Source organism: Streptomyces sp. NPDC006733 (assembly GCF_040636125.1).
Lineage (GTDB): Bacteria > Actinomycetota > Actinomycetes > Streptomycetales > Streptomycetaceae > Actinacidiphila.
Map to the genome: position 1 here is coordinate 37,255 of NZ_JBEYJD010000040.1, position 14,698 is coordinate 51,952.

The following is a 14,698-nucleotide window of genomic DNA, read 5'->3' on the forward strand; positions in this document are numbered from 1 at the left end:
CTGAGCTGCAGGTTTGGTGACCATGTAAAACGTCATAAGAAAGCGGTATGACATTTTGCAGGCGGTGTTCCTGACATTCTCCACTGATGTGCCGGCGGCCCCCTGATGCATATTTCTCTCATCGCCGGAAGCGGCCGGGAAAACCGGAAGCCGAAGGGGACGAGGGAAACGGCGGACCGGCCCACCCGGGTTCGGCGCCGTGCATCGAGAGGAGTCGGCCATGGCTGACAACAAGGACATCACCGAGACCGCCGCTGTCGCCGAGACCGAGCAGTTCGACATCGAGGTCGAGGAGCTGGACACCGTCTCCGGCGGCATCAGCGTCAGCTCGCTGCTCTCGGCGGCCTGCCCGGTCTCGTCCTTCAGCTCGGTCTCCAACTGACCTCACGGTCACCGGTTGGCAAGGCCTCCGAGCCTGACGCAGTAGCGGCCGACTGAGGCCGGGCCGGCGGGCGTCACCGCTCCGCCGGCCCGCCACGGCCGCGGGAATCCGCGCCTCGGTGGGACCCACACGGTCCCACCGGGGCGCCCCTCTTCCGCCCGGCCAAGAACCCGCCGGACAAGAACCCCCAGCCAAGAACCTCCCGACCCAAGCACTCCCCGACCCACGGACCGACAAGGAGAACCGGGCATGGAAGGCCTCCGCCACCAGCTCACGCGGTTCATCCAGGACCCGGCCGCGCGACGCGACCCCGCCGGGCTCTACCGGCGGCTGCTGACCGAGGCCCCGGTACTCGACCTGGGACGCGTGCACGTCATCTCCGGCTACGAGGAGATCGTCACCGTCCTCATGCACCCCGGAACCGCGGTGGACCCCGCCGCGATCGGGCTCGACCGCCCCGGCTCCTCCGCACTGGCCCAGGTACTCGCCCGCACGCTGCCGATGCGGGACGGCGCCGACCACACCCGGCTCAAGCGGCTCGCCACCGCCGCGTTCAGCGCCCGCCGGCTCGCCGAGATCCGCGCCAGGATCGAGACCACCACCGAGGAACTGCTCGCGCCCCTGCTGGCGGCCGGCTCCTTCGACCTGGTCGCCGACCTGGCCGTACCGCTGCCGGTCGCGGTCTCCTGCGCGATCCTCGACGTGCCGCCGCAGGAGCGCGAGCGGGTGACCGGCTGGGCCGGACTCGTCGCCCGCTCCCTCCTCGACCCCTTCGCCGGAGCGGAGCGGACCGCCGCGCTCGACGCCGAGTTCGAGGGGTTCCGCGCGTGGGTCGAGGAGCTGTGCGCGGCCCGCGCGGCGCGCCCCGGCAACGACCTCATCAGCCGCCTCGTCCAGGCCAGGGACGCGGGCCGGCTGGACGACGAGGACCTGCTCGCCTTCGTCGTCATGCTCTTCGCCAACGGGCTCGAGACCCTCACCTCCGGTCTCGCGGTCGCCGCCTGGCAACTGCTGCGCAACCCCGAGCTCGCCGCCGGGATCCGCGCCGCGCCGCACACCGCCGAGGCCGTCTTCGACGAGTGCCAGCGGCTGGGCAGCCCGGTCCGGGCCAGCGCCCGCGGCCTCGGCGGGGACGTCCGGGTCGGGGACACCCTGCTGCCCGCAGGACGGGTGGTACTGCTGCTGTACGCGGCGGCCAACCGCGATCCGCGCCGCTTCCCCGACCCCGACCGATTCGACCCGGCCCGGGCGGAGCGCCGACACCTGGCCTTCGGACACGGGCCGCACCACTGCCTGGGCGCTCCGCTGTCGCTGATGGCCGGCGGAACGGTCCTGGCCCTGCTCGCCGCGGCGGGCGCCGAGCGGGAACTGAGCACCCCGCTCGACGAGGACACCGCCCGGTGGAGCGAGCAGTTCGTCTTCGGCGGGCTGCGCGAACTGCCCGTCGAGGCCCGGCAGCTCACCGCCCTCGGCGCGGGGGTGTGACGGCCATGACGACCACGACCACCGCCACCACACCCGCCGCCGTCCCCGACGGAGAACCGCCCGCGCGAGCGGAGCGAACGGGTCCGTCCCCCCGGGCGGTGACGATCGCCGCGGCGGCGGCCGCCGCCCAGCTCGAACCGGGCCTCGACCGCCCGGTCCGGGTCATCGGCAGCCGGCTCGGCGCCGCGCTCGTCGCGCTGCTCCTGGCCCTGGGGGCGGGCGGCGCCTGGGCGGCCTGGGGATCGCTCCCCAACACCCTGTCGCTGCCCGGCGTGCTGGCCCACGGGGCCGCGCCGGTCCTCGCCCGCGCCGACACCGCCGGCACCGTGCTCGACCTGCGGGTCCGCCCGGGGGACCGGGTCATCCGCGGGCAGCTGCTCGCGCTGCTGCGCACTCCGGCCGCCGGCCCGGCCGGCACCGTGGAGCTCCGCTCCCCGGCCGACGGCACGGTGGCGCGGGTGCTGACCGCGCCCGGCGGCACCCTGACGGCGGGCGCGGCGCTGCTCGCCCTCGATCCGGCCGGCGAACCGGCCACGTTGCGGCTCTACACCGGTTCCGCCCGGGACCTGGCACGGCTGCGACCCGGTCAGTCCGTCCTGCTGCCGCTGCCGTCCGGCACGGTGCGCGCCCGCATCACCGCCGTCGACCCGTATCCCGCCCGCGCCGACGCGCTCGACGCCGTGCTGCCGCTCGGCGGGGACGCCCTGGGGACGGGCGCCGACCGGGTCTGGACGATCACCGCCGTGCCGGACGCCGCGTCCGCCGCCGCGCTGCCCGCGACGTACGGCCCGGTGTCGGTGGACGCCTCCGTCGACCTCGGATCGCGCCGGCCCTACCAGGTCGTCCTGGGTGCGGGGGCCGGCGCATGAGCCTCGACACCCGCACCGCGGAGCAGCAGCGGGACCGGCCGCCGGCCGCCCCCGTGAGCCCCGCCCCCGAACCGAAGGCCGGCCGCACGCCCCGCCGGCGCCGCCACCTGCGCACGCCCGTCGTCCCGCAGATGGAGGAGCAGGACTGCGGGGCCGCCTGCCTCGCGATCGTGCTCGGCGCCTTCGGCCGCCGCACGACCCTGCACGAGGCGTCGCGCTCCTGCGGGGTCTCCCGCGACGGCGTGAGCGCCGCCGCGGTGGCCCGCGCCGCCGGCCGCTACGGCCTGGTGGCCCGCGGCCGCCGGGTGGTGCGCGGCGAGGACCGGCTGCTGGGCCTGGGGGCCGTGCCGGTGCCCTCGATGGTGCTCGTCACCGGACCGCACTTCGCGGTCTTCGAGGGCATCAAGCGCGGCCGGGTCCGCGTCAACGACCCCTCCCTGGGCAGCCATTCGGCGACCCCCGCGGAGTTCTGGGACTCCTTCGCGGGCATCGCGGTCGGCTTCGAGCCCGGTCCCGACTTCGAACGCGGCGGCGCCCGCTTCCCGTTCCTGCGCGGGCTGCTGTCCCGTGTGCGGCCCTACGGGTTCGCGCTGCTGATCGCCGTGCTGGTCGCGGTGGTGCTCACCGTTCCCGCGATGGCCGCCGCGTTCCTGCTGCGGGCCTACCTCACCTCGGTGACGATCGGCGGCACCGGCGCCTGGGCGACCCCCCTGGTGCTGGCCACCGGCGGTGCGGCCGCCGCGGTGCTGCTCGGCACCTGGCTGCAGCAGAGCGTCGTCAACCGGGTGCTGGCGCACATGGCGGCCCGCACCTCGACCGGGTTCCTGTGGCGCATGCTGCGGCTGCCCGGAGCGTTCTTCCACCGCAGGCAGCTCGGCGGCCTGGTCACCCGGGTGCAGATCAACGACGGGCTCGCGGCCCTGCTGTCGTACCGGGCCGCCGGAGCGGCGGCTGCCGCCGCCACCGCGGCCGCGCACCTGGCCGCCCTGATCTGGCTGCAACCCCGCCTCGCCCTGGTGCCGGTGGCGGTGGCCGTCATCGACGTGGCGGCCCTGAAGCTCGCCGACCGGCGGCGCGGCGGGATGCTGCACCAGCTCCACTCCGAGCAGCACAAGCGCGACGGGGTCGCCTTCGCCGGGATCTCCGCCATCGAGACGCTGAAGGCGGAGGGGGCCGAGGACTCGTTCTTCCGCTCCTGGTCCGGCTGGCAGGCGCGGGCCATGGACACCGCGCAGAGCGTCGCCACCGCCGTCCTCGTACCGCTCTCGCTGCCGACCGCGCTCACCACGGCGGGCACCGCGGCCGTCGTGGTGGCCGGGACCGCGCTGCTGATCGACGGCGGGGTGACCGTCGGCACCCTGCTGGCCTTCCTGCTGCTGCTCAACGGGTTCCTGCTGCCGGTCACCCAACTGGTGGGCACCGGCTCGGAGCTGACGATGGCGCGGGCGCAGTCCGCGCTCCTCGACGACGTCGAGCTCTCCGAGCCCGACCCCTACCTGACGGCCGTCCTGGAGCCCGTGGACGGCGCGTCGGGGCCGGTCGCGCTCAGCGGTCTGCTGGAGCTGCGGGACGTGTCCTTCGGGTACGACCCCAACCGGCCGGCCACGCTGGAGGGCGTCTCGCTGACGGTGCGGCCGGGGGAGTGGGTCGCGGTCGTCGGATCGAGCGGCAGCGGGAAGTCCACGCTGGCCCGGCTCGCCGCCGGGGTGCTGCGGCCCTGGACCGGCGAGGTGCTGCTGGACGGCGTGCCGCGCGAGTCGCTGCCCCGCGCGGTGGTGACCAGCCAGGTCGCCTACGTGGAGCAGCGGCTGCGGCTCTTCGAGGGCACCATGCGCGACAACCTCACACTGTGGAACCCGGCGGCCGACGAGGGCGCCCTGCACCGGGCGCTGGCCGACGCCGAGGCCGCCGACCTGGTCCGCGGACGCGGCGGCCTGGACGCCGGCCGGGTCGAGGAGGACGCGCGGAATTTGTCCGGCGGCGAGCGGCAGCGGCTGGAGCTGGCCCGCGCGCTGGCCCTCGACCCGCCGCTGCTGGTGCTGGACGAGGCGACCTCCGCGCTGGACGCCCGCACCGAGGCGCAGGTCAACGCGCACCTCCGGCGGCGCGGCACCGCCTGCCTGGTGCTCGCGCACCGGCTGAGCACCGTGCGGTCGGCCGACCGGGTGGTGGTCCTGGAAGGCGGGCGCGTCGTCCAGCAGGGCACCCCGGCGGAACTGGCCGCGGTACCGGGCCGCTACCGGACGCTGCTGTCCGAGGCCGCCGGCCAGGACCGGACACCCTCCCCGAACCGCACCGCTCAGGAGCAGTCATGACGCCCACTCAGCAGGCCGAGCGCGGGCGGACCGCCGCCGCGACGGCCGCACTGGACGCGACGGCGGCGGCCAACCGCGCGACCCTGGCCGCCGCGCTCGACGGGCTCGCCCCGGGCGGGACCCGTCCGGGCCGGGCGGTCCGCACCGCGGCCGTCCCGCCGTCGGACCCCGCCGCCCACGCGCTCGCGGTGCTCGCGGCCCTCGCCCCCGCCCTGGGGATCGCGGTGCCGGCCGAACTGCCCGCCGCGGTGCGCACGGCCCGCGACCCGCTGGTCGCGCTGCTGCGCCGGCTGGGGGTGCGCTGGCGGCAGGTCACCCTGCCGGCGGACGCGGACGGTCACGGCGATCCCGGCGGCACCGCCGGAGCGATGATCGCCTTCGCCTCCGACGACGGCCGCCCGCTCGCCCTCGTGCCGCGCGGCCGCGGCCACCTGCTGCACGACCCGGCGGCGGAGCACGGCGGCCGGGGGCGCCGCCACCCGGCGCCCGCCTGCGCCCGCCAGGCGCTGCTGCTCTACCGGCCGCTGCCGCCCGGCACCCCGACCCCCGGCTCGCTGCTGCGCTTCGCGCTCGGCGCCCCCGGCACCCGGTGCGACCTGGCGGTGCTGGCCGGCGCCGGGCTGCTCACCGCCGTGCTGACACTGCTCGTGCCGCTCAGCGCCGGGCTGCTCGTGCCGCGCCTGCTGGCCGCCGGGCAGCACCCGCTGCGCTGGCTGGCGCTGCTGCTGGGCGCGGCCTCGGCGGCCGGGCTGCTGCTCCTGCTGGTCCGCAACACCGCCGCCGTACGGCTGACGGGGCGCATCCAGGCGGCGCTGGAGCCGGCCGTCTGGGACCGGCTGCTCACCCAGGACGCCCGCTTCTTCCGGGACTTCTCCACCGGCGACCTCGTGCACCGGGCCAACGCGGTGGCCGAGGCGCGCCAGGCCCTGTCGGAGGTGCTGGTCTCCGCGGTGCTGGGAGCGTTCTTCTCCCTGTCGGGACTCCTCCTGCTGCTCACCGTGGACCTGCGGCTCGGCGGCGTGCTGCTGGTGGCCGCGATCGCCGCCGTCACCGTCCTGCTCCTGCTGGGACGGCGCCGGCAGCGCCACGAGTCCGAGGTGTACGCGCTGCACGGCCGGCTGCACGGCGTGCTCTACGGGCTGCTGCTGGGCATCGACAAGCTCCAGACGGCGGGCCGCGAGATCCAGGCCTTCGCCCGCTGGGCCGGCCCCTTCGCCCGGCAGAAGCACGCGGACGCCGCCGCCATGCGCGCCGACGCCGCCTCGGGCGCCGTCACCGCCGCCCTGCAACCGCTGCTGCTGGCGGTGCTGCTGGCCGCGGCCGCCGCCGGAGGCACCGGGAGCGTGTCCGCCGGGCACCTGATGGCGGCCGGGATCGCGGCCGGCCAGGTGGCGCTGGCGCTGGGCCAGCTGACCCACGCCGCGGCCACCGCGTACGGCATCGCACCGGTGCTCGACCGGCTGCGGCCGGTGCTCGCGGCGCCCGCCGTCCCCGACTCCGGGCCGCACCGCCGCGACCCCGGCGTGCTGGGCGGCGCGGTCGCCCTCGACGAGGTGACCTTCCGCTACCCGGGCGCGGCGGTGCCGGCCCTGGACCGGGTCAGCCTGCGGGCCGACGCGGGCGAGTTCGTCGCGGTCGTCGGACCGTCCGGCGCCGGGAAGTCGACCCTGATCCGGCTGATCCTGGGCTTCGACACCCCCGAGTCCGGCACCGTGCGCCACGACGGGCAGGACCTCGCCGCCCTCGACCTGCGCCTGGTGCGCGGCCAGTTGGGCACCGTCCTGCAGAACGGGCGGACGCTGCGCGGCAACCTGCTGGAGAACCTGGCGGGCACCGACCCCGACGTCACCGAGGACGACGTCTGGGCGGCGGCCGAGCAGGCCGGCATCGCCGCCGAACTGCGGGCCCTGCCGCTCGGCCTGGGCACCCGCATCGGGGAGGACGCCCAGGGGTTCTCGGGCGGCCAGATCCAGCGGATCCTGCTCGCCCGCGCGCTGGTCCGGCGTCCCGCCGTGCTCCTCCTCGACGAGGCGACCTCCGCCCTCGACAACGCCACCCAGGCCCACGTCGCCGACGCCGTGGCCGCCCTCGCCACCACCCGCGTCGTCATCGCCCACCGGCTCAGCACCATCCGCCGGGCCGACCGCATCCACGTCCTGGACGCCGGGCGGGTCGCCGCCTCGGGGACCTACGACGAACTGCTCGACCACGACCCGCTGTTCACCCGCCTCGTCCGACCCCAGGAGATCTGAGATGACGCTCGACCTGCAGGCCTGGCTCACCACCCCCGCCGTGCCGGGAACGGCCACCGGGTCCCCGGCGGGCGACGGCACGCTGCTGCCGGGCGTCCCGCGCGGCGACGACCGGCTGCGTGCCGTGATCGCCCTGGCCGCGTCCTTCCCCGAACGCAGCGCCGCCTCGGCGACCGCCGCCCCGCTTCCGGACGGCGGCAGACCACCGGTCTTCACCGCGGCCGAGGACGAGCAGCACAGCCGCTCCACGGCCGTGGCCGGCTGGCTGCGGCGGGCGGCGGGCGACCCGGCGGCGGCCGGGGTGCTGCTGGACCACCTGGCGGCCACCGGCCGGGAACTCGGCGACGGGCTGCGGCCGGTGGTCCTGCGCGACCCGTCCGTCGTCCCGGACTGGGCGCACGCCCTCCTCGGCTTCCTGCACGCCCAGCCCGCCGCCCCCACCGCGGAGACCACCGCGGCGGGCGCCATCACCGCCTCGTTCCGCACCGCCGCCGGCGCCCTGCTGCCCTACGACGCGACGGGCCCCGCGGACACCGCGTCCGTGCTCGGCGTGCGGGTGCTCGACTCCGCGCGGGCCGACCTCGCCGAGACCCTGGTGCGGCGGCTGACCGAGGCGCTGGACCTGCCGATGCGCTACGAGGTCCAGTCGTCGTCCGCGCACCCCGGCGGCGGCGACTGGGACGCGCAGGGCGGACCCGACGCGTCGCAGGAGGGGTGGCTGGCCCGGCTGGAGCGGCTGCCCGCGCTCGCCTTCCTCGTCGGCACCGCCTGCCGGCACTGGCAGCACGTCTACACCGAGATGTTCGCCCGGCTCGCCTCCGACCGGCAGCTGCTGCGCACCCGCATGTGGGACGGCGCGGACCCGGGCGCGCTGGCCGCGGTGCACGGCGACGCGGGCGACCGCCACGCGGGCGGCCGGTCGGTGGCCCTGCTGCACTTCGCGGACGGGCAGGGGGTGGTCTACAAGCCGAAGGACCTGCGGCACGCCACCGCCTACATGGACCTGGTGCGCGACCTCAACGCCGCGGGCCTGTCGCCCGCGCTGCACGTCCGCACCGTGCTGGTGCGCAGCGACCGCAGCGCGCCCGACGACACCGCCGCGACCGGCCCGGCCGCCGACCCGGTCACCGAGCACGCGCCGGACCACGGCGACGCCTACGGCTGGGAGGAGCTCGTCCCCGCCCTGCCGTGCGCCGACCGCGACGGCTTCGCCCGCTTCTACCGCCGGCTCGGGATGACCGTCCGCCTGGTGCAGCTGCTCGAAGGCCGCGACCTGTGGTCCGACAACCTGCTGGCGAGCGGCGAGTACCCGGTCATCACCGACCTGGAGTGCCTGCTCTACCCGCGGGTGCAGACCCCGCCGGCGCTGCCCGCCGGGCAAGGCGGGCTGCTGGACGTCCTGGAGTCGACCGTCGTGCGCACGGCGATGGCCGTGCAGCCGTGGGTGCCGTCCAAGGACCGCCCGGTGGTCGACATCGGCTGCCTGTCGCGCGCCGACGACCTGGAGATCGAGCCCGGCAAGCCGGCGCTGCCGCTGCCGCCGTACCGGCCGGTGCACGACGGCGAGAAGGCCGACCCGTGGGAGTACACGGACGAGGTCGTCGCGGGCTACCGCGACATGCACCGCACGCTGGCCGGGATGCGGGAGCGGCTGGCGTCGTCCGACGGCCCGCTGGCCGGCTTCAAGGGCGTGTGGGTGCGCTACATCTGGCGGCACACCTGGGACGGCTACAAGATCCTGCGGACCTCGACGAGCCCGCTGGCGCTGTCCGACGGCGCCACCCGCGAGACGGTGATCGCCGGCGCGCTGCGCGGCGCGGTGGCCGCCCGGGCGGGCGACAGCGCGCGCGGCGACCTGCTGGAGGTGGTGCTCAGCGAACTCGACTCCTACCGCGTCCTGGACATCCCCTTCTTCCGCTCGCTGACCACCTCGTCCTCGGTGTTCACCGCCCAGGGCCACGAGATCCCCGGCCACTTCCAGAGCACCGCCTGGGACCGGCTGCACGCCCGGATCACCGAACTCGACCGCTTCGACCTGGACCTGCACACCGCGGTGCTGTCCGGCTGCGTCGACGCGGCCCGCTCCGGCACCCAGCTCCCCGCCCGCCCGGCCGCCCCCCGCCCCCAGGCCCCGCTCACCGTGCCCACCTCCGGCGAACTGCTCGACCACGCCGTCCGGCTGGGCGACCGGATGCTCGCCGACCGGCAGCGCACCGCCGCGGGCGGCGGCTGGATCGGGCTGAGCTGGTACCCGGCGACCGGGCTGCGCCAGGTCGAGGTGCTCAGCGGGGTCGACCTCGTCACCAGCGGCGTCGGCGTGGCGCTCTTCCTCGCCGAGCTCTGGTCGGCGACCGGCTCACCGCGCTTCCGGCAGGCGGCGCACGAGACGCTGTGGGCCGCGGCCGCGCTCATCGACCCCCGCCACCCGGCCTCCTTCGGCTTCGCCCGCGACACCCGGCTGGCCTCGGGCGTCCCGGTGCCCGGCGGGCTCGCCGGACCCGGCTCCCTCATCCACGCCCTGGCCCGCGGCGCCGAGACCCTGGCCGAGCCCGCCTTCCTGGACGTGGCGCGGGCGCTGGTACCCGGGGCGGCGGCCCTCGCGGCGGCGCCCGCCGGCCGGTCCTCGGCTCGGGACGCCGACCGGCTCCCGTACCAGGACGGTCCGTTGGGGACGGCCGGACTGCTGCTGAACCTGCTGCGGCTGCGCCGCGCCACCGGCACGGGGGCCGCCACCGACGCCGACGCGGCCATCCGCGACCTCGCGGAAGCCGCCCGGCAGGCCCTGGCGGCCGGCGCCCCGACCGGCCGCCGCACCAGCCCGGCGACCTTCCTCGACCTGGTGCCGACCGGCGCCGACAGCATCGCCGCGGCCCTCGCCCGTACCGTCGCCGAGGCGCCCGGCCTGCTGGCGGACCCCGACGGAGCCCGCGCCCTGCTGCGCGCGCACCGGTTCACCACGACCGACCGCGGCGGGCGGCTGGCCTGCCTGGACACCGCCGTCTCGCTGGGCACCGGCGCCGTCCACCCCGGCGACCTCGCCGGGCTCACCCCGCCCGTCACCGCCGCCGAGGTCGCGGCGCTGGGCACCCGCGAACTGGTCGCCGCCGCGGGCGAGGCACTGACCTCGGCCGAGGCCGGACTGCTGCACACCCTGGACGACGACCTCGGCGGCGGCGCCGGCGAAGCGCTGGTGCCCGGACCGTTCTTCGACGGCCGGGAGGCGGCCGGCGTCCTCGTCGCGGAGCTGCTGCGCCGGCACCGCGCCACCGGCAGCTGGTTCGGCGACCGCGCCGCCGACGACCGCGTCAACCTCGGCGCGCTGGACGGCGGCGCCGCCGTCGGCCTGCTGCTGCTGCGGCTGATCGACCCGGCCACCGCCCCGCTCGCCACCCTGCGCTGACGCTCCGCGCCACCGCCGCCCCGGGGTCGCAGCCCGGCCCGCCCGACCACCCACGGATCACGGAGTCCTCATGACCAGTACCCGGCCGACGCCCGGCATCGGCTTCAAGCGGCACTACACCCCCTACGTCATCGACGGCGAGGCCGTCTACCTGGTGTCCGAGCGCGGCGTCAGCGTCGTCAACGGCGCGCTGGCCGAACGGCTGGCGCCGCTGCTGGACGGCACCAGGAGCGCCGACGAGATCGGTGCGGAACTGGCGCCCGCGGTCCCCGCCGACCGGGTCACCGTGGCCCTGGACCGGCTCGTCGCCGGGGGCTGGGCCGCCGCCTCCGACCCGGCGACCGACCCGGCCGCCGCCGGGTTCTTCGAGATGGCGGGCCGTGACGGCGACACGGCCGTCGCCGCCCTGCGCGACGCCCGGGTGCGGGTGGAGGTCTACGGGAAGGTCGCGCCGGAGCCGTTCCTCGCGGCGCTGCGGGCGGCCGGCGCCGCGCACGTGGAACTGGCGGCGGCCGAGCCGGACGCCACCGGCGCGGACCTGGTGGTCGCGCTGACCGACGACTACCTCAACCCGGGCCTCGCGGCCCGCAACGCGGCCGCCCTCGCCTCCGGCACCCCGTGGATGCTCGCCCGGCCGGTCGGCTCGATCGTGTGGGCCGGCCCGGTCTTCGTCCCGGACGCGCCCGCCACCGGCGCGGCCCCGGACGCGGAGCCCGTGGCGGGGACCGGCTGCTGGGAGTGCCTGGCGCACCGGCTCTCCGCCAACCGGCAGTCGCTCAGCTACCTCCAGCACCGGCTGGGCCGGGACCAGCCGGTCCCGACCGTCGGCGCGCACCTGGCGCCCACGGCCGCCCTCGGCGTGCAGCTGGCCGCGCTGGAGGCCGCCAAGTGGGCCGGGGGAGTGCGCCCGGCGAAGGCCCACGTGCTGACGTTCGACACCGTGCTCGCCGAGGCGGAGCGCCACGAGCTGGTCCGCCGCCCGCAGTGCCCGTCCTGCGGCGACGCCGCGACCATGGAGCGCCGCCAGCTCGCGCCGGTGCGCTTCGAGAGCCGCGCCAAGGCGTTCACCGCCGACGGCGGCCACCGCTCCTCCTCGCCCGAGGACATGCTGCTGAAGTACCGGCCGCAACTCAGCCCGGTCACCGGTGTGGTGACCACCCTGGTGCCCGCCGAGCGGACACCCGGCGGCCTGCGGGTCTACGTGGCGGGCCAGAACCTCGCCCGCCAGGTCGGCGACCTGCGCCAGCTCCGTACCGGGCTGCGCAGCATCAGCTGCGGCAAGGGCCGCACGGACTCGCAGGCGCGGGCCAGCGCCATGGGCGAGGCGATGGAGCGCTACTCCGGGGTGTTCCAGGGCGACGAGGCGCGCCGCACCGCCAGCTACGAGCAGCTCGGCGAGCAGGCCGTGCACCCGTCGACCAGCCTGCTCTTCAGCGACCGGCAGTACCGCGAGCGGGAGCTGTGGAACGCGAAGAAGTCGATGTTCAACACGGTGCCCGAGCGGTTCCGCGAGGACTCCGTCATCGAGTGGTCGCCCGCCTGGTCGCTGACGTCCGAGCGCACCCGCTGGCTGCCGACGATGTCGCTGTACTACGGCTACCGGCACACCGGCCCGTTCTTCGCCATGGGCGACTCCAACGGGGCCGCCGCGGGCACCTCGTTCGAGGACGCGACGCTGCAGGGCTTCCTGGAGCTGGTGGAGCGCGACGCGGTCGCCCTGTGGTGGTACAACCGCGTGCAGCGCCCGGCCGTCGACCTGGACTCGTTCGGCGACCCGTACATCGACCGGATGCGCGAGGTCTACGCGGGTCTGAACCGGGAGATGTGGGCCCTGGACCTGACGGCCGACTTCGGGATCCCGGTGGTCGGCGCGTTCTCCCGGCGCACCGACAAGCCCGCCGAGGACATCCTGATCGCGTTCGGCGCCCACCTCGACCCGCACATCGCGCTGACCCGGGCGCTGACGGAGATGAACCAGTTCCTGTCCCCGGTGGCCGACGCCGGCCCCGGCGAGAGCGCGTACTCCGGCGCCGACCACGAGCAGAAGGCCTGGTGGACGAGCGCGACGCTGGCCAACCAGCCGTACCTGCGGCCCCTCGACGGCCACGCGCCCGCCGCGCCCGGCCGCTGGGACCCGCTGGCCGCCGACGACCTGCGCACCGACCTGGAGACGGTGCAGCGCCTGGTGGCGGAGCACGGCATGGAGATGCTGGTCCTGGACCAGACCCGCCCCGACGTGGGACTGCCCGTCGCCAAGGTGGTCGTCCCCGGGATGCGGCACTTCTGGGCCCGCTTCGCGCCCGGCCGGCTCTACGACGTCCCCGTGCGGCTGGGGTGGCAGGCCGCGCCCACCGCGGAGGCCGACCTCAACCCCACCGCCATCTTCATCTGACCGCAGGACGGAAGGCGCGCCATGACCATCACAGAACAGCCGCTGACCCCCGCCGCCGCAGAACTGTCGCGGGTGCGACGGATGCTGACGCTCCGCCAGGACGTGAAGGTGGCGGCGGAGGGCGACGACGTGGAACTCACCCACCCCTGGGGCCGCCAGCGCGTGCACGCGCTCGGCGCCCCCACCGTGGACCGGCTGCTGGCGCTCGGCGTCGGCCCGGTCGACGCCGACGCGCTGGCCGCGGACCGCGGGGCCGGCCGGCTGCTGAGCCTGCTGGGGCGCTTCCCCTATCTGGTGACCAGCATCCTCGACGACCCGCTGACCGGACCGCTCGCCACCGCCGTGCCGATCGCCCGCTCGGCGGCCACCCCCGGCGCACCGGACCTGGGCGGCGCCGCCGTGGTGCTGTCCCGGTTCGCGTACCTGCGCCGGCTGCCCGACGGCCCCGCCGACGGCGTCGGGGGCACCATCGGCCAGGGCTGCGTCATGGAATCCCCGCTGGCGCCCTACCGGGTGACGCTGCACCAGCCCGCCGCGGCGGCGTTCGTCGCGGCACTGACCACACCGCGCACGGTGGCGGAGGCCGCCACGCTGGCCGGGCTGCCCGAGCAGTCGGGCGCGGCACTGGCCGCGCTGCTGGCGGGGACGGGGTTCATGGAGCCGGCCGCCGGTGCCGCGGTGGACGCCGTCCCGGCGCTGCCGGCAGCGGACCCGCCGCTGTGGGACTTCCACGACCTGCTCTTCCACTCCCGCAGCCGGGCCGGGCGGCACGACTACACCAGCGGCGGCGTCTTCGCCCACCAGGACGTACCGCACCCGCCGGCGCTGCCGGGCGCCGGCAGCAACGAGGACGAGCCCGGCATCGACCTTCCGGTGCCGGACTGGGACGAGGTGACGGGCCGCGACCCGCGGCTGACCGAGGTGCTGGAGGGGCGCCGGTCGATCCGCACCTACGCGGAGACCCCGGTGACGCTGGAGCAGCTCGCCGAACTGCTCTACCGGGCGGCACGGGTGCGGCAGGTGATCCCGCGCGACCCGTCCTCCCCGAACTCCTACGACGCGATCGACCGCCCCTACCCGGCGGGCGGCGCCACCGGCGAGCTGGAGATCTACCTGTCGGTCGCCGCCTGCGAGGGGCTGCCGACCGGGGTCTACCGCTACGACGCGGCCGCCCACCGGCTGCAGCCGCGCCGTTGGAACGGCGCGGCTGACGAGGCGGCCTTCAGGGAACTGCTGACGGCCGCCTGGCGGGCGACCAACTGCACGGTGAACCCGCAGGTGCTGCTGACGGTGACCTCGCGGTTCGGCCGGCTGTCGTGGAAGTACAGCCAGATCGCGTACGCGCTGACGCTCAAGCACGTGGGAGTGCTCTACCAGACGCTGTACCTGGTGGCGACGGCGATGGGGCTGGCGCCGTGCGGCCTGGGTTCCGGCGACACCGACGCGGCGGCGCGCGCCCTGGGGCTCGACTGGACGTCGGAGTCCTCGGTGGGGGAGTTCCTGATCGGCAGCCGCCCCGCGTCGGGGTCCGGCAGCCTGCCGCAGGGCTTCTGCGACATCGTCGACACGACGCGGGAGCAGGGCTGAGGCGGGGCCGGGGCGG

At 76.5% G+C, this 14,698-nt stretch carries 8 protein-coding genes; all 8 read left to right on the plus strand.

The window, feature by feature from the left end:
* The first annotated feature begins 220 nt into the window (after positions 1–220).
* Complete coding sequence (locus ABZ721_RS30360; protein WP_164292920.1) at positions 221–382, plus strand: hypothetical protein; 162 nt, start codon at positions 221–223, stop codon at positions 380–382.
* Positions 383–631: 249 nt separating this feature from the next.
* Positions 632–1,867, plus strand: coding sequence for a cytochrome P450 (locus tag ABZ721_RS30365; RefSeq protein WP_358791960.1), 1,236 nt, complete (start codon positions 632–634; stop codon positions 1,865–1,867).
* Positions 1,868–1,872: 5 nt separating this feature from the next.
* Entirely contained in the window at positions 1,873–2,736 is an 864-nt protein-coding gene (locus tag ABZ721_RS30370; protein WP_358791961.1) for an HlyD family efflux transporter periplasmic adaptor subunit, read from the plus strand.
* Positions 2,733–5,051, plus strand: coding sequence for an ATP-binding cassette domain-containing protein (locus ABZ721_RS30375; RefSeq protein ID WP_358791962.1), 2,319 nt, complete (start codon positions 2,733–2,735; stop codon positions 5,049–5,051). The genes ABZ721_RS30370 and ABZ721_RS30375 overlap by 4 nt, the downstream gene beginning before the upstream one ends.
* A complete protein-coding gene (locus ABZ721_RS30380) occupies positions 5,048–7,303 on the plus strand; it encodes an ATP-binding cassette domain-containing protein (protein ID WP_358791963.1) in 2,256 nt (751 codons plus the stop codon). The genes ABZ721_RS30375 and ABZ721_RS30380 overlap by 4 nt, the downstream gene beginning before the upstream one ends.
* A 1-nt stretch (position 7,304) precedes the next feature.
* A complete protein-coding gene (locus tag ABZ721_RS30385; protein ID WP_358791964.1) occupies positions 7,305–10,703 on the plus strand; it encodes a type 2 lanthipeptide synthetase LanM in 3,399 nt (1,132 codons plus the stop codon).
* Positions 10,704–10,773: 70 nt separating this feature from the next.
* Positions 10,774–13,095: a TOMM precursor leader peptide-binding protein gene (locus ABZ721_RS30390; protein WP_358791965.1), complete on the plus strand. Its 2,322-nt coding sequence runs from the start codon at positions 10,774–10,776 to the stop codon at positions 13,093–13,095.
* A 21-nt stretch (positions 13,096–13,116) separates the two neighbouring features.
* Positions 13,117–14,682 (plus strand): SagB family peptide dehydrogenase, encoded by a 1,566-nt coding sequence (locus tag ABZ721_RS30395; RefSeq protein ID WP_358791966.1) that lies wholly within the window; start codon positions 13,117–13,119, stop codon positions 14,680–14,682.
* Positions 14,683–14,698: the final 16 nt, after the last annotated feature.